The organism is Kribbella sp. NPDC048928 (assembly GCF_043197975.1).
Lineage (GTDB): Bacteria > Actinomycetota > Actinomycetes > Propionibacteriales > Kribbellaceae > Kribbella.
The window spans coordinates 390,206-409,066 of the sequence record NZ_JBICUC010000003.1 but is presented as its reverse complement, the minus strand read 5'-3'; the positions used below and the strand labels follow the sequence as shown (position 1 = coordinate 409,066).

Sequence of the window (18,861 nt, the reverse complement as noted above, 5' to 3'; positions counted from 1 at the left end):
TTGACGTACATGCTCATCGCATTGCACTCATCGGTAGACACTCATCGAGTGGTCATGAGTCGATGACCCGCCTTCATGTCGGTCACACGGTCCGTTCAGACCGTGCGTACATCTTGATTATCACGCTGCGCGAGGTAGTCACGCAGCCCGGTCGCCTCCAGCGGCCCTGGGACCTTGAAGGCCCGCGGGAACGCCTTGCGCCGGACGGCGAGTTCGAAGCACTCGGTCGTGGGGTGCAGATGCGCCCCTCGGCCTGGTGCCCGACGCTCGGGATCCGGGAGGACCGTGAGATTTCCTGGTCCTCCGGACACCGTCATCCGCAGCAGATCTGTCGGACCGGACCGCTTCCGGCACCCGATACAGGTACGCTCCCGAACCTTGCCAGGACGCGCGTCTGTCACTTCTTCCTCGGGGTGTGGTTGCGACTCAGTCGACGGACCGAGAGATCAGTCTACCTTTTCCTCATCACGAGTCACATCGGTATCCGGCCGGATGTCGATCCGCCACCCGGTGAGCCGGGCCGCGAGGCGGGCGTTCTGCCCTTCCTTGCCGATCGCGAGCGACAGCTGGTAGTCGGGTACGACGACGCGCGCCGCACGGGCCGCGGCGTCCACCACCTCTACCGACGTAACCTGCGCCGGGGACAACGCATTCCCGACGAAGGTCGCCGGGTCGTCGCTGTGGTCGATGATGTCGATCTTCTCACCGTGCAGCTCGTGCATGATGTTCCGCACCCGCTGCCCCATCGGCCCGATGCAGGCGCCCTTGCCGTTCACCGACGGGTTCAGGGTGCGGACGGCGATCTTCGTCCGGTGCCCGGCCTCGCGGGCGATCGCGGTGATCTCGACGGTGCCGTCGGCGATCTCCGGGACCTCAAGCGCGAACAGCTTCTTCACCAGGTTCGGGTGCGTACGGCTGACGGTGATCTGCGGGCCCTTGAAGCCCTTCCGGACACCGACGACGTACACGCGCAGCCGCGAGCCGTGGGTGTACTGCTCCCCCGGGACCTGTTCGGGCGCGGGCAGCACGGCCTCGATCTTGCCGAGGTCGACCATCACCGAGCGCGGGTCGCGGCCCTGCTGGACGACGCCGGACACGATGTCGCCCTCCTTGCCGGCGAACTCGCCGTAGCGCACGTCGTCCTCGGCGTCACGCAGCCGCTGCAGGATGATCTGCTTGGCGGTGGTTGCGGCGATCCGGCCGAAGTCCGCCGGGGTGTCGTCGTACTCGCGCTCGAGGGTGCCGTCCTCGGCCAGCTCGCGCGCATAGACCGTCACGTGCCCGGTCTTGCGGTCCAGCTCGGCGCGCGCCTGCGGCTGCGCGCCCTCGGTGCGGTGGTACGCGACCAGCAGCGCCTGCTCGATCGCCTCGACGACCACGTCGAGGGCGATGTCCTTCTCGCGTTCCAGCGACCGCAGCACGGCCATGTCGATGTCCATGTCAGTTCTCCTCCACCGTGCCGTCGGCAGGTGTTTCTCCACCCAAAGAAGGTGGTTCAGTGTCGTTGCCGGCAGCCCGGTTGAACTCGATCTGGATCTTGGCCTTGACCATGGCGTCGTACGCGATCGTCCGCCGCTTGCCCTGGACATCCAGTTCGGCCGCCTCGTCGGAGACGGACTTGATCCGGCCGGACACCTTCCCGCCGGCGGTCAGCGTGACCGTGACCAGCCGGTTCAGGTTGCGGTGCCAGTGCCGGGGCAGGGTGAGCGGCCGGTCCACGCCGGGGCTGGAGACCTCCAGCGTGTACGCGCCGTCACCCATGATGTCGTCGGCGTCGAGCGCCTTGGAGATCCCCCGGGTGACGTCGGCGACGTCGTCCAGGCTGATGCCGCCGTCGCGGTCGACCATCACGCGCAACAGCCTGCGGCGACCGGCCGGCGTGATCTCCGCGCCCTCCAGGTCGCAGCCGAACTGCTCGACGACCGGCCGCAGGAAGCTCTCGAGGCTCGTGGTGTCCGTGTGGCCCTTGGGGTCCGGCTTTCGGCTCACAGGTTGACCTGCCTCTCTGTCCAGTTGTGCACCCGTTGTGCCCCGGCGGTGCCGCCGAGAGCAGTAGCCCACCTTATCCGGCCGGTACCCGGATCTTTGCCATCGGCTCGGCCCCGGCTTGTCATCCGGGCCGCCGATGGCCGGGCCCGGACGGGTCACCGGGTATCGTTCCGCCGTGCCCGAACGCCGCCTGACCCGACGTACGGTCGTCGCGACCGCAGCCCTCGTTCCGGGCGCCGCCGCGCTGGCCGGCTGCAAGGACGATCCCGCCGCCGGATCCGGTACCGCGGGCACGAAGGGTGCCGTGAACGGTACGACGACGTCACCCGGCCCGGCCGCGGAGACGCCGACGACCGACCCGGCTGTCGTCGCCGCGCTCAGTGCCGCGGCGACCCAGGTGACTCAATTGTCCCAGCTCTACACAAGCGTCAGCCGGAAGTTCCCCGCGCTGCGCGCCCAGCTCGCCGCCGGCGCGAAGTACCACGCGAGCCATCTTGTGAAGCTGAAGGAGACGTCCGGCGTGACCGCCCGGGCGACCCAGGCCGGCGCGCCGTCGAGCTCTCAGGCCGCGCTGGCCGCGATCTCGAAGCTGGAGAAGGCCTGCGCCGTCGCGCACGTGGCGGCCGCGGGCAAGCTGTCCGGCGCCCCGGCCCGGCTGCTCGCCGAGATCGCCGCCTCCGAAACCCAGCTCGGCTCAACCCTGGCCCCGCCCAAGAAGAAGGCAGCCTCGTGAACCAGTTGGAAGCACTCCAGGCCGCGCTCGCCGGTGAGCATGCCGCGATGTACGGGGTCGGTGTGGCGGGCGGGAAGCTGAGCGGCGCCCGGTTCCGTGAGGCGACCGACCTGTTCGAGGACCACCGCGACAACCGCGACCACCTGAGCGCGCTGATCGTTGCTGCCGGTGAGACGCCGGTTGCGGCCGAGGCGGCGTACGACCTCCCCCAGGCAGTCATCAACGCGGCCACCGCGACGGCGCTGATCCTGGTCATCGAACGCCGGATCGCCGCGGTGTACGGCGACCTCGTCGAGGCCGCCGAACAACCCGCCGTCCGTACGTTCGGCATCCAGACACTGCTCGCCGCCGCCACCAGCCAGCTCAAGTGGGGCGGAGTGCCGGTCGCGTTCCCCGGCGCGACGTCCTAACGCCGGCGGCGCCAGGGCCCAGTGATCGCGTAGGTGATCCCGGGGTTGTAGACGTTGAAGAACATGGTCCGGCCGTCGGCGGAGAAGCCGACGCCGGAGAGTTCGCCGTACGACGGCTCCTCCGGCGTCCCGAGATTGACCCGGTTGCGGGCGAACTTGAACACCTCGCCGTCCTCCGTGGTCCCGAGGATGTGCTGCTCGCCGAGGCCGTCCTCGCACATCATCAGCCCGCCGTACGGCGACATCGTGATGTTGTCCGGGGCATCGAACTCGGGATCGTCCGACCCGGGCTTCGGGCGGGTGAAGATCACCTCGAGGCGGAGTGTCCGCTTCCGCGGGTCGAGCCGCCACACCTGGCCGTCGTGGTCGACCTTCGGCCCGAGCTCGGTCCGCGCGAACGAAGAGACGAAGTACACACAGCGGTCCAGGTCGCCCCACCAGCAGCCCTCGAGCTTGTACCCGCCGGTGATCGGCTTCGCGTAGTCCTGCGCGCGGACCGACTCGGTCTTCGCCAGCGGATCCGGCACCTTCACCCACTGCACGTCGTGGAACTCGGTGCCGGCCTCCTGCACGACGGACAGGTCGGGCAGCCCCGGAATGTGCATCGCCTGCAGTTCGCCGCCCGCGCGCAGCGCCCCCCAGCCGCCCCGAGGACGGTTCGGCAGGAAGCGGTAGAGGCCACCGAGCGGCGCCACGAACGCGTCCTCGGTCTCGTAGACGACACCGGTCCGCGGGTCGATCGCGACCGCCTCGTGCTGGAACCGGCCCATCGCGGTCAACGGGAACGGGTCGACGTTGCGGCGGTCGTCGTACGGGTCGACCTCGAAGATGAAGCCGTGGTCCTTGGTATGGCCGGCGTCGCCAGCCTTGTTCTCGGTCTCCTCGCAGGTCAGCCAGGTGCGCCACGGCGTGTGGCCGCCGGAGCAGTTGATGGCCGTACCGCCGAGGCTGACGAACTCCTGGGTGGCCGTGTTGTCGCGGTCGACCACCAGCGTGCTGGTGCCGCCCCCGCCGGCCGGGTCGTACGTCCGCTCGGCGGGTGCCACGACCTTGATCTTCGAGGTCGGGCTGCACTCGTGGTTGCGGACCAGGCGGTTCCCGCCGTTGCGGTCCGGGAACACGCCCATGCCGTCGAAGCGGCTCGGCGTCGGCAACCCGTCCGGCCGTACGTCGCCCTCCCGGGACAGGACCTGGTAACGGAACCCGCGGGGCAGGTCGAGCATCCCGTCCGGGTCCTCGATCAGCGGGCCGTACCCGATCTTCGGGCCGGACGAACCGAGCGCCGGCTGCGCCGTGTACAGCGCATCGACCGAGCCGGCCAGACTGACCGCGACTCCCGCAGCGGTCGCACGACCGACGAACTGACGCCTGGACAAGGAACTGGACATGCGCGGCCTCCGAGCTCGATGACAAGCAGTGGTGGCCAGTGAACGTACGGTAAACAACAACCGAACGGCAAGAGAACGGGTGTCAGTCGTTCACAGCGAGCGGAGCCAGTTCTCCAGCAGTGCAGCGCCGGCGTCGCCGGACTTCTCGGGGTGGAACTGGGTCGCTGTCAGCGGGCCGTTCTCGACCGCGGCGACGAACTTGTCGTCGCCGTACGTCGTCCAGGTGACCAGCGGCGCGACCGACGCGCGGGCGTCGTCGAGCTCCCAGCTGCGCACGCCGTACGAGTGCACGAAGTAGAAGCGTTCCTTCTCGAGGCCGTCGAACAGCGTGGTGCCGGACGGTACGTCGACGGTGTTCCAGCCCATGTGCGGCACCGGCTGGGCGTCCGCGGGCTGCAGGCGCTCGACCGTGCCCGGCCACTGCTCGCAACCCTCGGTCTCGACGCCGTGCTCGATGCCGCGCGCGAACAGGATCTGCATGCCGACGCAGATCCCGAGCACCGGACGGCCGCCGGTGAGCCGACGGTCGACCGCCACGTCACCACGGACCGCCTTGAGCCCGGTCATGCAGGCCTCGAAGGCGCCCACGCCCGGCACGAGCAGACCGTCGGCGTTGCAGGCCTCGTCGAAGTCCGCCGTCACCGTGACGTCGGCACCGACGCGCTGCAGCGCACGCTCGCCGGACCGGATGTTGCCCGAGCCGTAGTCGAGCAGCACAACCTTCTTGCTCACAGGGCGCCCTTGGTGGAGGGAATGCCTGGCTGCCGCGGGTCCTGCTCGGCGGCCGCCCGCAGCGCCCGCGCGAACGCCTTGAACTGCGCCTCGACGATGTGGTGCGGGTCGCGGCCGGACAGCACCCGGATGTGGATGCAGATCGCGGCGTTGAACGCGAGCGTCTCGAACACGTGCTGGGTCAGCGATCCGGCGTAGTCGCCGCCGATGATCGCGTACACCTGGCCGTCGGGCTCGCCGGTGTGCACGCAGTACGGCCGGCCGGACAGGTCGACCGTGCAGTGCACGAGCGCCTCGTCGAGCGGTACGGTCGCGTCGCCGAACCGGCGGATCCCGCGCTTGTCGCCCAACGCCTCGCGAAGCGCCTGCCCGATGCCGATCGCGGTGTCCTCGACCGTGTGGTGTGCGTCGATCTCCAGGTCGCCGACCGTGTTCACGTGCAGGTCGAGCAGCGCGTGCTTGGCGAGCGCGTTGAGCATGTGGTCGTAGAACCCAACGCCTGTTGAGATGTCGGCACGACCGGTGCCGTCCAGGTCGAGCTCGACCAGAACCTTCGACTCGCTGGTCTCCCGGTCGATCCGCGCCGTACGCGTCATGACAGCCTTCCCGTGTCGGTCTTGAGGATGCGCTCCAGCGAGGCGCGGAACGCGGCCATCTCCTCGCTGGTGCCGATCGAGACCCGCAGCCAGCCGTCCGGCCCGGTCTCGCGGATCAGTACGCCGTCGTCGAGCAACGCCTGCCAGACCGCATGCCGATCCGCGAACGTACCGAACAGCACGAAGTTCGCGTCCGAGTCGACCGCGCGCAGCCCCAAGGATCGCAGCCAGTCGACGGTCTCGTCGCGCTCGACGCGCAACCGCTCGACCCGGCCGAGCAGCTCACCGGAGTGCCGCAGGGCCGCGCGGGCGGCCGCCTGCGTGATCGCGGACAGGTGGTACGGCAGCCGGACGATCCGCAGCGCGTCCACGAACTGCTTGCTCGCGGCAAGGTATCCGACCCGGCCGCCGGCCATCGCGAACGCCTTCGACATCGTCCGGGAGACGGCCAGGTTCGGGTACGCGGGCAGCAAGGACATCGCGCTCGGCGTACCGGCCCGGCGGAACTCGGCGTACGCCTCGTCCACCACCACGACCGAACCGAGCGCGGCGGCCTGCGCCACGATCGCCTCGGTGACATCGATCGGCAGGGCCGTCCCGGTCGGGTTGTTCGGCGAGGCGAGCAGCACGACCGACGGGCGGTGCCGGGAGATCGCGGCGATCGCCTTGCTCCGGTCCAGCGTGAAGTCCTCGGCGCGGCGGCCGGCGACCCAGGCGGTGTTCGTGTCCCGGGCATACTCCGGATACATCGAGTACGTCGGGGCGAACGAGAGCGCCGTACGACCAGGGCCGCCGAACGCCTGCAGGATGTGCAGCATCACCTCGTTGGACCCGTTGGCCGCCCAGAGCTGCTCGGGCTCCAGTTGCGCCCCGGACTCGCGGGCCAGGTACGCCGCAAGGTCCGCGCGGAGGCCGAGGAACTCGCGGTCCGGGTAGCGGTTCATCCCGCGCGCCGCCTCGGCAACCGAGCCGGCGATGTCGGCGACCGTCTCCTCGCTCGGCGGGTACGGGTTCTCGTTGACGTTCAGGAGCACCGGGACGTCGAGCTGCGGGGCGCCGTACGGCTCGAAGCTCTTCAGCTCCTCGCGGATCGGCAGCCCGTCGAAGCGGCCCATTCAGTTCTCCTCAGGGAAGCGCGCCGACACCGCGGCGCCGTGGGCGGGCAGGTCCTCGGCGTGCGCCAGCGTCAGCACGTGGCCGGCGACCTCGTGGAGCGCGTCGCGGGTGTAGTTCACGACGTGCATGGCCTTGAGGAAGCTGCGCACGGACAGACCGGACGAGTGGCAGGCGCAGCCGGCCGTCGGGAGGACGTGGTTGGACCCGGCGCAGTAGTCGCCGAGCGATACCGGTGACCAGCTACCGATGAAGATCGCGCCGGCGTTGCTGATCAGCCCGGCGCGCTCCTCGGCATCCACGGTCTGGATCTCCAGGTGCTCGGCGGCGTACGCATCCACGACGGCCGTGCCCTGATCGAGGTCGTCGACGAGCACAACCGCAGACTGCTGCCCCTGCAACGCTTCCGTCACGCGGTCCTGGTGCTTGGTCTGCGCGACCTGCCCCGGCAACTCGGCCTCGACCGCCCGGGCGAGGCTCTCGCTGGGCGTGACGAGAACGCCGGCGGCCATCGGGTCGTGCTCGGCCTGGCTGATCAGGTCGGCGGCGACGTGCTTCGGGTCCGCGGTGTCGTCGGCGAGGACCGCGATCTCGGTCGGACCGGCCTCGGAGTCGATGCCGACCTCACCGAGCAGGGCCCGCTTCGCGGCCACCACGTAGATGTTGCCCGGGCCGGTGACCAGGTTGACCTTCCGGCAGCCGTCGAAGCCGTACGCGAAGCCGGCGATCGCCTGCGCACCGCCCATCGCGTACACCTCCTCGATCCCGAGGAGCGCGCAGACCGCCAGCACCGTCGGGTGCGGCAGACCGCCGAACTCCTTCTGTGGCGGGGATGCAACGGCGAGCGACGGTACGCCGGCCACCTGCGCCGGGACGACGTTCATCACCACGGACGACGCGAGCGGCGCGCGGCCGCCCGGAACGTACAGACCGACGCGCTGGACCGGGACGAATCGTTGGGTCACCCGACCACCCGGGGCGGGCTCGGAGGCGATGTCGGCGGTCAACTCGTCCTGGCTGACCTCGCGGACCCGGCGGATCGACTCCTCGAAGGCACTGCGCACCTCCGGGTCGAGCTCCTCGAGGGCGGTCTTCAGCGCCGCCGCCGGGACCCGGATGTCCTCGACGTGCACATGGTCGAACTTCTCGCCGTACTCCCGAATCGCCTCGAGGCCGCGATGGCGGACGTCCAGGCAGATCGGTCGGACGACGTCGAGAGCCTTCTCGACGTCGAACACGGCTCGGGGAACGAGGGCACGCACTTCGGCTTGGAGGTCAGAAACCTCTCCGGCCGCCACTCGGCCCCGCAGGTCGACGCGGCGAATCATGCCGCCAGTCTAGTGGTCACCCCCCGCGTCCCCGACGGCCCATCCACAGACCGGCCGGTCACGACGCGTGATCGCCGTCGGCCTGCACTAGGCTCGTTGACATGGACTCCCGCCTGCCGTTGCTCACTGTCGACACGGTGATCTTTCCCGGGCTGGTGCTCCCGATTCCGGTAACCGACGTCCAGGGCCGCGCGGTGGTCCGCGACCTGGTCGAGAACGGCGGCGAACTGGTCTGCGGCGCCCTCGCGGTCCGGGACGGGTACGAGCTCGGTGAGCGGGTGTTCCGGTCGCTGTACGGGACCGGCTGCGCGGCGACGATCTCCGAGGTCACCGTGGACGCGGACGACGAGGGACCGATCGAGGTCACGCTGACCGGGAACCGCCGGTTCAAGGTGTCCGAGCTGGACGGCAGCGGCGATTATCTGGTCGCGGACGTCGAGTGGCTCGACGACGAGCTCGGCGACGATCCGCTCGGGACGGCAGGCCTCGCGGTGAAGCGGTTCCGCAAGTACGCCGAAGCCGTCAGCGAGATCAGCCGCCCGGGCCTGCACCTCGGCGACCTGCCCGACGACCCCGGCACGCTGTCGTACCTGATGTCGGCCGCGATGAAGCTGATGACCCCGGACCGCCAGAAGCTCCTCGAGGCCCCCGACGCCACCACGCGCCTGGCCCAGCTGGTCGGCCTCCTGGACAGCGAGATGGCCGCCATCGCCGCCCTCCCTTCGCTGCCGGCGACCGACCTGATCGCCTGGTCTTCGCTCTCCCCCAACTGATCCCCGACTGGCACACTTCGACGAGCGTCCAAATGACTGCACGCGATCTGGCCCGTCCCTACACTGCGGGCGGGTCGGTCTGGGGAGGAGTCGGGCGATGTACGTGTTGATGACCGGTGGGACGAACGGTATCGGGCTTGCGGGCGCGCGCGGTCTGGCCGACCGCGGCGCGCAACTGGGGCTGGTGGCGCGGGACAAGGCGAAGGCCGATCGGGTCGCGCGGGAGCTCGGGGGCGCCGACGTGTTCGAGGCGGACCTGACCTCGCAGGCCTCGATCCGGCAGATGGTCGTGGACGTCGCGGCGCGGGCGCCGGCCATCGACGTACTGGTCAACAACGCCGGCGCGATCTTCGGAAGCCACCAGGTGTCGGCGGACGGCATCGAGCTGACCTGGGCGCTGAACGTGGTCGCGCCGTACCTGATCACCACCCAACTCGCGACCCACCTCGCCCCCGGTGCCCGGGTGATCGGGACCGCGTCGGACGAGCACGAGAAGGCGAAGCAGATCGACTTCGGCGACCTCGGCGGCGAGCGGTTCTTCTCCTCCTCGGCACGGATCGCGGGCGGCTCACTGCGCCGGTACGGCGAGACGAAGCTGGCCCTGATCCTGCTCAGCGGGGAGCTGGCCCGGCGGATGCCGACGATCCACACGTACACGTTCGAGCCGGGGCTGGTCGCGACCGGCTTCAACACGAACAACGGCCGGCTGATGAAGCTGATGATGGCGATGACGAAGCCGTTCGCGCGGACGCCGGAGCAGGGGGCCGCGACGCTCGTCTGGCTGGCCACCTCGCCGGAGGTCGCGGACGACTCCGGCTTGTACTACTCGCGCGAGCACCGTGCCGATCCGTCCCTCGCCGCCCAGGACCGGCAGGCCGCCGAGCAGCTCTGGTCGACGCTCGTGGAGCAGACGCTACCGAAGTGAATCCCACAACGGTATGCTCATGGTATTCTCGCAGTATGAGTAAACAGATCACCGTTCGGTTGCCCGACGACCTGGTCGACTTCATGGACGAGCTGGTCGCCACCGACAAGGCGACCAGCCGGGCTTCCGTGGTCGCCCGGGCGATGGAGCGTGAACGCCGCCGCGAGCTGGCCGCCCGCGACCTCGCCATCCTGAGCACCACCGCCGGCGACTACCCCGATCTCGAAGGTCTCGCTCCGGCGGCAGCCGGCACGGTGCTGAGCGACCTCGACTGATGCGCCCACTGCACATCGCCCGGCTCGACAAACCGCGCCCGGTGGTGGTGCTGACCCGTGAGCTGATCCGCCCACGGCTCACCAACGTCACGGTCGCGCCGATCACGAGCACGATCCGCGGCCTGTCCACGGAGGTCCTGGTCGGCCCCGGCAACGGCCTCGACCACGCCAGCGCGATCTCCTGCGACAACATCCAGACGATCCCGAAGAGCCAGCTCGGCCGACTCATCGGCTACCTCCAGCCCGACCAGGAACCGGCCCTGGCCGAGGCGATCAACCTGGCGCTCGACCTCGAGCTCTGACCGAGGCCGTCGAGTTCTAGCCGAGCTTGCTGACGTCGCGGACCGCGCCCTTGTCGGCACTGGTGGCCATTGCGGCGTACGCCTTGAGGGCGGTGGAGACCTTGCGCTCCCGGTTCTTCGGGGCGTAGACGCCGTTCAGCGCCGCCTCCCGCGCGGCCAGCTCCTCGTCGCCGACGAGCAGCTCGATCGAACGGTTCGGGATGTCGATCCGGATCCGGTCGCCGTCCTGCACGAGCGCGATCGTCCCGCCGGACGCCGCCTCGGGCGAGACGTGGCCGATCGAGAGGCCCGACGTACCGCCGGAGAACCGTCCGTCGGTGACCAGTGCGCAGACCTTGCCCAGACCGCGCCCCTTCAGGAACGACGTCGGGTACAGCATCTCCTGCATGCCCGGGCCGCCCTTCGGACCCTCGTACCGGATCACGACGACGTCGCCGGGGGTGACCTGCTTGGCGAGGATCTTCTCGACGGCCTCCTCCTGCGACTCGCACACCACCGCAGGGCCCTCGAACGTCCAGATCGACTCGTCGACGCCGGCCGTCTTCACGACGCAGCCGTCGACGGCCAGGTTGCCCTTCAGTACGCCCAGACCGCCGTCCTTGGAGTACGCGTGCTCGCGGTCGCGGATGCAGCCGCCGGCCGCGTCGGTGTCGAGGGTCTCCCAGCGCTCGGACTGCGAGAACGCGGTCGCGGACCGCTTGCAGCCCGGTGCCGCGTGCCACAGCTCGACGGCCTCCGGCGACGGCGAGCCGCCGCGGACGTCCCAGGTCTTCAGCCAGTCGTCGATCGAGTCGCTGTGCACGGTGTGGATGTTCTCGTTCAGCAGGCCGGCGCGGTGCAGCTCGCCGAGGATCGCGGGGATGCCGCCGGCCCGGTGCACGTCCTCCATGTAGTACGTACCGCCGGGGGCGACGTTCGGCGCGACCTTGGCCAGGCACGGGACCCGGCGGGACACCGCGTTGATGTCGTCCAGGTCGAAGCTGACCTCGGCCTCCTGCGCGGCGGCCAGCAGGTGCAGGATCGTGTTGGTCGATCCGCCCATCGCGATGTCCAGCGCCATCGCGTTCCCGAACGCTTCCTTGGAGGCGATGTTCCGCGGCAGCACCGTGGCGTCGTCGTTGTCGTAGTACCGCTTGGTGATCTGGACGACGGTCTCGCCGGCCTTCTCGTACAGCGCCTTGCGGGCGGTGTGGGTGGCCAGCACCGAACCGTTGCCGGGCAGCGACAGGCCGATCGCCTCGGTCAGGCAGTTCATCGAGTTCGCGGTGAACATGCCCGAACAGGAGCCACAGGTCGGGCAGGCGTTCTCCTCGATCCGCAGGATGTCGGCGTCGGAGACGTTCTCGTTGACGGCCTCGGACATCGCGTCGATCAGGTCGAGCTTGCGGACCGTGCCGTCGACGAGCGTCGCGCGGCCGGCCTCCATCGGTCCGCCGGAGACGAACACGGTCGGGATGTTCAGCCGGAGCGCGGCGTTCAGCATGCCGGGGGTGATCTTGTCGCAGTTCGAGATGCAGACCAGCGCGTCCGCGCAGTGCGCCTCGACCATGTACTCGACCGAGTCGGCGATCAGGTCCCGGGACGGGAGGCTGTAGAGCATGCCGCCGTGGCCCATCGCGATCCCGTCGTCGACGGCGATCGTGTTGAACTCGCGCGCGATGCCGCCGGCCGCGTGGATCGCCTCCGAGACGATCCGGCCGACCGGGGCCAGGTGCGTGTGGCCGGGGACGAACTCGGTGAAGCTGTTCGCCACGGCGATGATCGGCTTCCCGAAGTCCTCCCGGGCTACACCGGAGGCCTGCATGAGCGCGCGGGCGCCCGCCATGTTGCGGCCGTGGGTGACAGTACGGGACCTCAGAGCAGGCACGACGATCTCTCCTTACGTGTACGTACTGATCGATACTGCCACGCTCGTCCGGATGGCGGTACGCCGGTCCCGGATCCTGGAGCGACTGTTCGCGTACTGATTTTGTCGGAGGACCGTTCTAGCCTCAGATCATGGCTGAAATGGAGTACTGCACGCGTTCCGTGTGCAGTGCTCTGCGGCCGTACGTCGCCGATCTGATGGGGTACGCGTACGGTGACGATCCGCCGGCGTTGCACCGTGGCCTCTCGTCCCGGTTCCTGACCCTGGTGATCACGCTCGACGAGCCGCTGGGTGTCGCCTGGCCGGGGCAACCGGTCGAGAAGTACGACGCGCTCGCGAGCGGATTGCACTCGACCGCTGTCCACATCGGACAGACGCCCAGCCGCGCCGGCGTCCAACTGTCCCTCACTCCCCCGGCGGCGCGCGTGCTCTTCGGCCTGCCACCGGGCGAGCTCGCCTCGATCGTGATCGGTCTGGACGAGGTGCTCGGGCGCCCCGCACGTGAACTGACAGAGCAGTTGCGCGAGGCGCCGGGGTGGGACGACCGGTTCGATCTGCTCGAGGCTGCGCTGCTCCAGCGGTTCGATCAGCGACGCGTCGGGACCACCAGTCCGGAGGTCGGCTGGGCGTGGCAGCGACTGAGCAGGTCGGGTGGAGCGATCGGGGTGCAGGACCTGGCGAGCGAGGTCGGGTGGAGCCGGCGGCATCTGACCGAGCGGTTCACGTCGGAGTACGGTCTGCCGCCGAAGGTCGCGGCGCGGGTGCTGCGCTTCGAGCGCACGACCGGCCTCTTGCGCCGACGACCAGGCATCAGGCTGGCCGACCTCTCGGCCACCGTCGGGTACGCCGACCAGGCGCACCTGAGCCGTGAGTTCCGGGCCATCGCCGGCTGCACACCGCGGCAGTGGATGACCGAGGAACTCCCGAGCCTGCAGCATGTCGCACCACCCGGATCCGGTGCTGCAGATGAGTAATCCACAGGCTGCGGTGGTCGGTCGAGCATCGCGGGAGGGATCTCATTAGACTCGCCGGGGTGAGTGAGACAACCGAACTTCCCGACTCCGAAGCCCTTCAGGTCCTCCGGCGGGTGTTCGGCTACGAAGCCTTCCGCGGCGAGCAGGCCGACATCATCGAGACCGTGGTCGCGGGCGGCGACGCGCTGGTACTGATGCCGACCGGCGGCGGCAAGTCGCTGTGCTACCAGATCCCCTCGCTGGTGCGGTCCGGTGTCGGTGTGGTCATCTCGCCGCTGATCGCGCTGATGCAGGATCAGGTCGACGCGCTGACCGCGCTCGGCGTCCGGGCCGGGTTCCTCAACTCCACCCAGGACTACGAGCAGCGACGCGAGGTGGAGCAGGCCTTCCTGACCGGCGAGCTCGACCTGTTGTACCTGGCGCCCGAGCGGCTGCGGGTCGAGGCCACCGTGCGGCTGCTCGACCAGGGCAAGATCGCGCTGTTCGCGATCGACGAGGCGCACTGTGTGTCGCAGTGGGGCCACGACTTCCGGCCGGACTACCTGATGCTGTCCGAGCTGCACGAGCGCTGGCCGGACGTACCGCGGATCGCGTTGACCGCGACCGCGACCGAGGCGACCCACCAGGAGATCGCGACCCGGCTGAAGCTGGCCGACGCGAAGCATTTCGTGGCGAGCTTCGACCGGCCCAACATCCAGTACCGGATCGTCCCGAAGGACAAGCCGCAGCAGCAACTGCTCGAACTGCTCCGCACCGAGCACTCCGGCGACGCCGGCATCGTGTACTGCCTGTCCCGCAACAGCGTCGAGAAGACCGCGGCCTTCCTCACCCAGAACGGGATCGAGGCGGTGCCGTACCACGCCGGCCTGGACAGCCGGACCCGCGCGACGAACCAGGCGCGGTTCCTCCGTGAGGACGGGCTGGTTGTGGTCGCGACGATCGCGTTCGGGATGGGGATCGACAAGCCGGACGTCCGGTTCGTCGCGCATCTCGACCTGCCGAAGTCCGTCGAGGGCTACTACCAGGAGACCGGGCGTGCGGGGCGGGACGGGCAGCCCTCAACAGCCTGGCTCACGTACGGGCTGCAGGATGTTGTGCAGCAGCGGAAGATGATCGACACCTCCGAGGGCGACCTCGCGCACCGGCGGCGGTTGAGCTCGCACCTCGACTCGATGCTCGCGCTGTGCGAGACCGTCGAGTGCCGCCGTTCGCAACTCCTGGCGTACTTCGGTCAGCACGGCGACTCCTGCGGGAACTGCGACACCTGCCTGACGCCGCCGGAGTCCTGGGACGGGACCATCGCGGCGCAGAAGCTGTTGTCCACGGTGTATCGCCTGCAGCACGAGCGCGGGCAGAAGTTCGGCGCCGGGCAGCTGATCGACATCCTGCTCGGCAAGGAGACCGAGAAGGTCAAACAGTTCCGGCACGAGGAGCTGACCGTCTTCGGCATCGGCACCGAGCTGAAGGACCCCGAGTGGCGCGGCGTCGTCCGGCAACTGCTCGCGCTACGGCTGCTGGCGGTCGAGGGCGACTACGGCACGCTCGTGCTGACCGAGGAGAGCGCCGAGGTGCTCGGCCGGCGGCGCGAGGTGATGATGCGCCGCGAGCCCGAGCGGATCCGGTCGTCGTCCAGGTCCTCCGGCGGCTCGAAGAAGAAGGCGGCAGCCGACCTCCCGGCCGAGGCGGCACCGGTGTTCGAGCGGCTGCGCGCGTGGCGCGGCGCAGTCGCGAAGGAGCAGGGCGTGCCGGCGTACGTCATCTTCCACGACGCAACGCTCCGCCAGATCGCCACCGATCTCCCGACCTCGCTGGCCGAGCTCGGCCAGATCAGTGGGATCGGCGACAACAAACTCACCAAGTACGGCGACGGCGTTCTGGAGACCCTCGCGGCCGATTGATGTCGAATCGGGCGCCCGGTCTTTGACGCGTAGTGTCCTGAGTCGGAGGTCCGGCGAGTGACATCGGTGGTCAGGTGCGTGCATCGGGGTGCTTGGTCAGTGGCCTCGATGCGGCGCATCGTGGGCGCTGGGCAAGTGCCGCGAGGTGCGTGCCTGGGCGCCGAGGGCACCGTCGGCCCTCCGACTCAGGACACTAGGCAGCGGGTGCGGGTCCACCGCACCCACCGAGGACCAGGAGAACGCTCATGGGTGCAGCGGTGCTGTTGATGTCGATGTCCGCCGACGGTTACATCGCCGGACCGAACGACCGGCCGGGCAATCCCGGTGGTGACGACTTCATGCGGTTGCACGAGTGGTACGTCGGTGCGCAGGGCGAGTTCGGGCGGCCGGAGGGCGAGGCCGCGATGATCTGGGACGAGCTGAACGCCACCGGGGCGGTCGTCGTCGGCCGGCGTACGGGCGAGCAGGTCGACTACTACGGCGGCGACCATCACGGCGTACCGATCTTCGTACTCAGCCACAGCCCGGCGACGGTGGACTACCCGAACGTGCGCTTCGTCGCCGACCTCGAGAGCGCGATCGCGCAGGCGAAGGCCGCGGCGGGCGACAAGGACGTACTGGTCCACGGTGCCGTCACCGCTCAGCAGGCGCTCGCGGCCGGATTGCTCGACGAGCTGCAGCTCAGCCAGGTGCCCGTCCTGTTCGGCGCCGGCCTGCGCCTGTTCGACGTACTGCCCCGCCGCATCGAGCTCGACATCGTCCGCGTGATCGACACCCCGCAAGCAACCCACATCCGCTACCGCGTACGACGTTGAGCCTCACGGCGTCCAGGAGACCTGTTGGGCGAGATCGGCGAAGGCCTGGATCAGGCGGGACCGGCGGGTAGCGATCCAGGCGAGGCAGACCGTGTTCGCGGCCAGGTTCTCGACGGGCACGGTGACGACGTCGTGGCGTTGGTAGAAGTTCGCGACGGACAGCGGGACGATCGAGACACCGTGGCCGGCGGCAACGTGTTCGAGCTTCTCCTCGACGCTGCGCAGAACCGGGATCGGCTTTGCAGTCCCGGTACGCAGCTCGACGGCGATGTCCCGCCACTCCGGAACGGCATCCGGATCCTGCAGGAGATGTTCGTCGGCGAGGTCGCTGATGTCGATGACGGGCTTGCCGGCCAGGCGATGACCGGCCGGCAGCGTCGCGACCCGCGACTCCTCGAACAGCGGGCGAACGGTCAGCCCGGCCTGGTCGATCGGCAGCCGGACGATGCTCACGTCGACCCGGCCGTCGCGCAGTACGTCGACCTGGTCGTCCCAGGTGGTGCGGACCAGCTCCACCTCGACACCAGGGTGGACCGCGCCGAAGGCCCGTACCGCCTCGGTCACGGTCAGCCCCGGCATGAACCCGACCGTGAACGTCTTCGAGCCCCGTGCAGCCTGCGCGACCCGGCGGCGGGTGGCCTCCGCAGACGCGAGCAGTGGACGGGCGTCGTCGAGCAGCTGGCGGCCCGCCGCGGTCAGCTCGGTCGCGCGCTTCGTACGGACGAACAGCTGCGCCCGGACCTCGTCCTCGAGCGCGCGGATCTGCCGCGACAGCACCGGCTGCGCGATGTGCAGCCGCTCCGCCGCACGGCCGAAGTGCAGCTCCTCGGCGACGGCGACGAAGTACCGCAGCTTGCGGAGATCGAGGTCCATAATACCTTCAGGGTATTACAGCCGCGGTAACAGGTCTTGGACGCCCTGGCCGCCGGGGCCGCATCGTGGAAGCCGATACCCCTTCCACGAAAGGCAGTACCGTGACTCTGCAGGACCAGCGCGTCGTCGTCCTCGGCGGTACGTCGGGCATCGGCCTGGCCACCGCCCACCTCGCGTCCGCCGAAGGCGCGACCGTGATCGTTGCCTCGAGCAACCCCGAGTCGGTGCGGCGCGCCCTCACCACCCTTCCCGATTCGGCGTCCGGCGAGGCGGTCGATCTCACCGACGCCGCGGCCGTCGGCGCATTCTTCGCCGGCCTCGACCCGTTCGATCATCTGGTGTTCACCGCGGGCGAGGCGCTGACGCTGCTCGAGGTCGCCTCGATGGATCTCGCCCAGGCCCGGCGCGCGTTCGACCTGCGGTACTTCGGTGCGCTGGGCGCGGTGAGTGCCGCCATACCGAAGCTCCGACCGGGTGGTTCGATCGTCCTCACCACCGGCGCCGCCGCGGATCGTCCCGGCCCCGGTTGGTCCGTCGCCGCCAGCGTCTGCGGCGCTACCGACGCGCTGGTCCGCGGGCTCGCGGTGGAGTTGGCACCGCTACGCGTCAACGCCGTCAAGCCCGGCGTCGTCCGTACGCCGTTGTGGCGCGGCGGCCTCGACTACGACGCGACCGCCGAAGCGCTCCCGGTCGGGCGGGTCGGCGAGCCCGAGGACCTCGCCGCCGCCTACGTGTACCTGATGAACCAGCCGTTCGCCACCGGTTCCATCCTGCTCGCCGACGGCGGCCACGTCCTCGTCTGATGTCGATGGTCAGACACCAGAGACGTACAGGCGGTTTCCGTCGGGGTCGCGGAGGCTGAACATCGGTGGGATGCCGGGCCACTCCAGCAGTTCGTCGGTCTCGACCCCGGCTGCCATGAAGTGCTGGTGCGCGGCCTTGGCGTCCGGGCTGGCCATCCGGATGCCGGTGTCGACGCCGACCGGGTTGCCCTCGCCTGCCGGGACCAGCGCGATCCCCACCCGGCCCGGGTCGCCGCCGGACGGCACGACGACGAGCCACCGGCCGCCGAACTGCGGCAGCGGAACATCCAACTGGACCTCGAAGCCGAGCGTCCCGGTGTAGAACGCGAGCGCGCGGTCCTGATCGCTCACCGGGACCCCGACGGTCCGGATCTCGCCGATGTGATTCATGGTGACTCCTTCGTGAAGAGGTGCTGTCACCAAGAGGTAGAACCCAACCCACCGCTTTCGACATCCCCCGCCAAGAGGGCTCTCCGGTCGAACTGTCCGCCCCAGCCGCCCCGCCGCGGCCAACCCGCCGAGAAGGTAGGAGGGACGGTTATCTACTCGCGTTGTGGGTTCTCTGCTCGTACACCGGTGGAGAACCCACAACGCGAGTGGATATCCGGCTGTCCTGTCGGATGTGTGGGTGGACCGATGGTGGGCGGGCGTGGGGATTTCGGGACGAACTGCTGGAGGGGCAGAACAAGTAGCGGGGACCGCGGACAGGCCACGACCTGTCCGAACCCACCGCTGCCTGTCCCAACCCTCCGCTGCCTGTCCCAACCCTCCGCTGCCTGTGCGGGCTCTCCGCTGTCGCCATCGCACGCCGCCCAGCTCACCAAACCGACCGACCGGGCCGGGCGACGGGCATTTCAACAGGTAGAGCACCTCGAGACACCGTACGCACATGGCACTTTCACGCTCAGGTGCACCACCCACCGACCCCGCGCCGACCGACATGTCCTGTCGAACTGCCCACCCCGCCGCCCTTCCCTCGCCCACACGCCGCCAGAGCAACCACACCAACCACAGCAACCAAAGCAACCGCAGCCGCCGCAGCCGCCAGGGCAGCCGGAATCGCTCCC

21 protein-coding genes are annotated in these 18,861 nt (G+C 69.5%); 10 read left to right on the top strand and 11 right to left on the bottom strand.

The genetic code is table 11. The features are described 5' to 3' along the window. Positions 1-95: 95 nt before the first annotated feature. The 3 genes from ACGFI6_RS15390 to rimP are packed head-to-tail and all read right to left on the bottom strand — an operon-like array spanning position 96 to position 1,989. A complete protein-coding gene (locus tag ACGFI6_RS15390; RefSeq protein ID WP_393118840.1) occupies positions 96-401 on the bottom strand; it encodes a YlxR family protein in 306 nt (101 codons plus the stop codon). A 45-nt stretch (positions 402-446) separates the two neighbouring features. Beyond that, positions 447-1,439, bottom strand: coding sequence for a transcription termination factor NusA (nusA, locus tag ACGFI6_RS15385; RefSeq protein ID WP_393118839.1), 993 nt, complete (start codon positions 1,437-1,439; stop codon positions 447-449). Position 1,440: 1 nt separating this feature from the next. Then, the gene (rimP, locus tag ACGFI6_RS15380; protein ID WP_393118837.1) at positions 1,441-1,989 is read right to left on the bottom strand and encodes a ribosome maturation factor RimP; all 549 of its coding nucleotides are present in this window, start codon (positions 1,987-1,989) and stop codon (positions 1,441-1,443) included. 175 nt (positions 1,990-2,164) lie between these two features. Here rimP and ACGFI6_RS15375 point away from each other — a divergent pair, with 175 nt between their 5' ends. Both ACGFI6_RS15375 and ACGFI6_RS15370 read left to right on the top strand, forming a co-directional pair. Next, positions 2,165-2,722, top strand: a complete 558-nt coding sequence (locus ACGFI6_RS15375; protein ID WP_393118835.1) for a cell division protein FtsK — start codon at positions 2,165-2,167, stop codon at positions 2,720-2,722. After that, entirely contained in the window at positions 2,719-3,132 is a 414-nt protein-coding gene (locus tag ACGFI6_RS15370) for a ferritin-like domain-containing protein (RefSeq protein WP_393118833.1), read from the top strand. Before ACGFI6_RS15375 ends, ACGFI6_RS15370 begins: the two co-directional genes overlap by 4 nt. Here the strand turns inward: ACGFI6_RS15370 and ACGFI6_RS15365 are convergent. From ACGFI6_RS15365 to hisD, 5 genes are all read right to left on the bottom strand, one after another. Continuing rightward, on the bottom strand, positions 3,129-4,520 hold the full coding sequence (locus tag ACGFI6_RS15365; RefSeq protein ID WP_393118832.1) for an alkaline phosphatase PhoX: 1,392 nt from the start codon (positions 4,518-4,520) through the stop codon (positions 3,129-3,131). The genes ACGFI6_RS15370 and ACGFI6_RS15365 overlap by 4 nt on opposite strands. A gap of 90 nt (positions 4,521-4,610) precedes the next feature. Then, positions 4,611-5,252, bottom strand: a complete 642-nt coding sequence (hisH, locus tag ACGFI6_RS15360) for an imidazole glycerol phosphate synthase subunit HisH (protein ID WP_393118830.1) — start codon at positions 5,250-5,252, stop codon at positions 4,611-4,613. Next, a complete protein-coding gene (gene hisB / locus ACGFI6_RS15355; protein ID WP_393118828.1) occupies positions 5,249-5,848 on the bottom strand; it encodes an imidazoleglycerol-phosphate dehydratase HisB in 600 nt (199 codons plus the stop codon). Before hisB ends, hisH begins: the two co-directional genes overlap by 4 nt. After that, the gene (locus ACGFI6_RS15350) at positions 5,845-6,963 is read right to left on the bottom strand and encodes a histidinol-phosphate transaminase (protein WP_393118826.1); all 1,119 of its coding nucleotides are present in this window, start codon (positions 6,961-6,963) and stop codon (positions 5,845-5,847) included. Before ACGFI6_RS15350 ends, hisB begins: the two co-directional genes overlap by 4 nt. Further along, a complete protein-coding gene (hisD, locus tag ACGFI6_RS15345; protein ID WP_393118824.1) occupies positions 6,964-8,289 on the bottom strand; it encodes a histidinol dehydrogenase in 1,326 nt (441 codons plus the stop codon). 101 nt (positions 8,290-8,390) lie between these two features. Between hisD and ACGFI6_RS15340 the strand changes: the two genes are divergently transcribed. The 4 genes from ACGFI6_RS15340 to ACGFI6_RS15325 all read left to right on the top strand — a co-directional run bounded on the left by ACGFI6_RS15340 (position 8,391) and on the right by ACGFI6_RS15325 (position 10,564). Further along, positions 8,391-9,062, top strand: coding sequence for an LON peptidase substrate-binding domain-containing protein (locus ACGFI6_RS15340; protein WP_393118822.1), 672 nt, complete (start codon positions 8,391-8,393; stop codon positions 9,060-9,062). A 97-nt stretch (positions 9,063-9,159) separates the two neighbouring features. Continuing rightward, on the top strand, positions 9,160-9,987 hold the full coding sequence (locus ACGFI6_RS15335; protein WP_393118821.1) for an SDR family NAD(P)-dependent oxidoreductase: 828 nt from the start codon (positions 9,160-9,162) through the stop codon (positions 9,985-9,987). A gap of 35 nt (positions 9,988-10,022) precedes the next feature. Beyond that, entirely contained in the window at positions 10,023-10,262 is a 240-nt protein-coding gene (locus ACGFI6_RS15330) for a ribbon-helix-helix domain-containing protein (RefSeq protein WP_393118819.1), read from the top strand. Beyond that, on the top strand, positions 10,262-10,564 hold the full coding sequence (locus tag ACGFI6_RS15325) for a type II toxin-antitoxin system PemK/MazF family toxin (RefSeq protein ID WP_393118818.1): 303 nt from the start codon (positions 10,262-10,264) through the stop codon (positions 10,562-10,564). Before ACGFI6_RS15330 ends, ACGFI6_RS15325 begins: the two co-directional genes overlap by 1 nt. Positions 10,565-10,580: 16 nt before the next feature. Here the strand turns inward: ACGFI6_RS15325 and ilvD are convergent, their stop codons facing one another. Beyond that, complete coding sequence (gene ilvD / locus ACGFI6_RS15320) at positions 10,581-12,431, bottom strand: dihydroxy-acid dehydratase (RefSeq protein WP_393118816.1); 1,851 nt, start codon at positions 12,429-12,431, stop codon at positions 10,581-10,583. 131 nt (positions 12,432-12,562) lie between these two features. Between ilvD and ACGFI6_RS15315 the strand changes: the two genes are divergently transcribed. From ACGFI6_RS15315 to ACGFI6_RS15305, 3 genes are all read left to right on the top strand, one after another. Next, positions 12,563-13,405 (top strand): helix-turn-helix domain-containing protein, encoded by an 843-nt coding sequence (locus ACGFI6_RS15315; RefSeq protein WP_393118814.1) that lies wholly within the window; start codon positions 12,563-12,565, stop codon positions 13,403-13,405. A 59-nt stretch (positions 13,406-13,464) separates the two neighbouring features. After that, entirely contained in the window at positions 13,465-15,303 is a 1,839-nt protein-coding gene (gene recQ / locus ACGFI6_RS15310) for a DNA helicase RecQ (protein ID WP_393118813.1), read from the top strand. Between the two features lie 245 nt (positions 15,304-15,548). Continuing rightward, entirely contained in the window at positions 15,549-16,118 is a 570-nt protein-coding gene (locus tag ACGFI6_RS15305) for a dihydrofolate reductase family protein (RefSeq protein WP_393118811.1), read from the top strand. A 3-nt stretch (positions 16,119-16,121) separates the two neighbouring features. Here the strand turns inward: ACGFI6_RS15305 and ACGFI6_RS15300 are convergent, their stop codons facing one another. Further along, positions 16,122-16,991, bottom strand: coding sequence for a LysR family transcriptional regulator (locus ACGFI6_RS15300; protein WP_393118809.1), 870 nt, complete (start codon positions 16,989-16,991; stop codon positions 16,122-16,124). A 101-nt stretch (positions 16,992-17,092) separates the two neighbouring features. Here ACGFI6_RS15300 and ACGFI6_RS15295 point away from each other — a divergent pair, with 101 nt between their 5' ends. Next, positions 17,093-17,794 (top strand): SDR family oxidoreductase, encoded by a 702-nt coding sequence (locus ACGFI6_RS15295; RefSeq protein WP_393118807.1) that lies wholly within the window; start codon positions 17,093-17,095, stop codon positions 17,792-17,794. A 9-nt stretch (positions 17,795-17,803) separates the two neighbouring features. On the opposite strand, the gene ACGFI6_RS15290 is transcribed toward ACGFI6_RS15295, so the two are convergent. Beyond that, positions 17,804-18,184, bottom strand: coding sequence for a VOC family protein (locus ACGFI6_RS15290; RefSeq protein ID WP_393118805.1), 381 nt, complete (start codon positions 18,182-18,184; stop codon positions 17,804-17,806). Between the last annotated feature and the right edge of the window lie 677 nt (positions 18,185-18,861).

What these genes read in the sequence shown, in the direction of transcription:
- ACGFI6_RS15300 (WP_393118809.1), bottom strand. Translation starts at nt 16,991, where the DNA reads ATGGACCTCGATCTCCGCAAGCTGCGGTACTTCGTCGCCGTCGCCGAG.
- ACGFI6_RS15340 (WP_393118822.1), top strand. Translation starts at nt 8,391, where the DNA reads ATGGACTCCCGCCTGCCGTTGCTCACTGTCGACACGGTGATCTTTCCC.
- ACGFI6_RS15350 (WP_393118826.1), bottom strand. Translation starts at nt 6,963, where the DNA reads ATGGGCCGCTTCGACGGGCTGCCGATCCGCGAGGAGCTGAAGAGCTTC.
- ACGFI6_RS15315 (WP_393118814.1), top strand. Translation starts at nt 12,563, where the DNA reads ATGGCTGAAATGGAGTACTGCACGCGTTCCGTGTGCAGTGCTCTGCGG.
- ACGFI6_RS15335 (WP_393118821.1), top strand. Translation starts at nt 9,160, where the DNA reads ATGTACGTGTTGATGACCGGTGGGACGAACGGTATCGGGCTTGCGGGC.
- hisB (WP_393118828.1), bottom strand. Translation starts at nt 5,848, where the DNA reads ATGACGCGTACGGCGCGGATCGACCGGGAGACCAGCGAGTCGAAGGTT.
- ACGFI6_RS15290 (WP_393118805.1), bottom strand. Translation starts at nt 18,184, where the DNA reads ATGAATCACATCGGCGAGATCCGGACCGTCGGGGTCCCGGTGAGCGAT.
- ACGFI6_RS15325 (WP_393118818.1), top strand. Translation starts at nt 10,262, where the DNA reads ATGCGCCCACTGCACATCGCCCGGCTCGACAAACCGCGCCCGGTGGTG.
- ACGFI6_RS15305 (WP_393118811.1), top strand. Translation starts at nt 15,549, where the DNA reads ATGGGTGCAGCGGTGCTGTTGATGTCGATGTCCGCCGACGGTTACATC.
- hisD (WP_393118824.1), bottom strand. Translation starts at nt 8,289, where the DNA reads ATGATTCGCCGCGTCGACCTGCGGGGCCGAGTGGCGGCCGGAGAGGTT.
- nusA (WP_393118839.1), bottom strand. Translation starts at nt 1,439, where the DNA reads ATGGACATCGACATGGCCGTGCTGCGGTCGCTGGAACGCGAGAAGGAC.
- ACGFI6_RS15365 (WP_393118832.1), bottom strand. Translation starts at nt 4,520, where the DNA reads ATGTCCAGTTCCTTGTCCAGGCGTCAGTTCGTCGGTCGTGCGACCGCT.
- ACGFI6_RS15330 (WP_393118819.1), top strand. Translation starts at nt 10,023, where the DNA reads ATGAGTAAACAGATCACCGTTCGGTTGCCCGACGACCTGGTCGACTTC.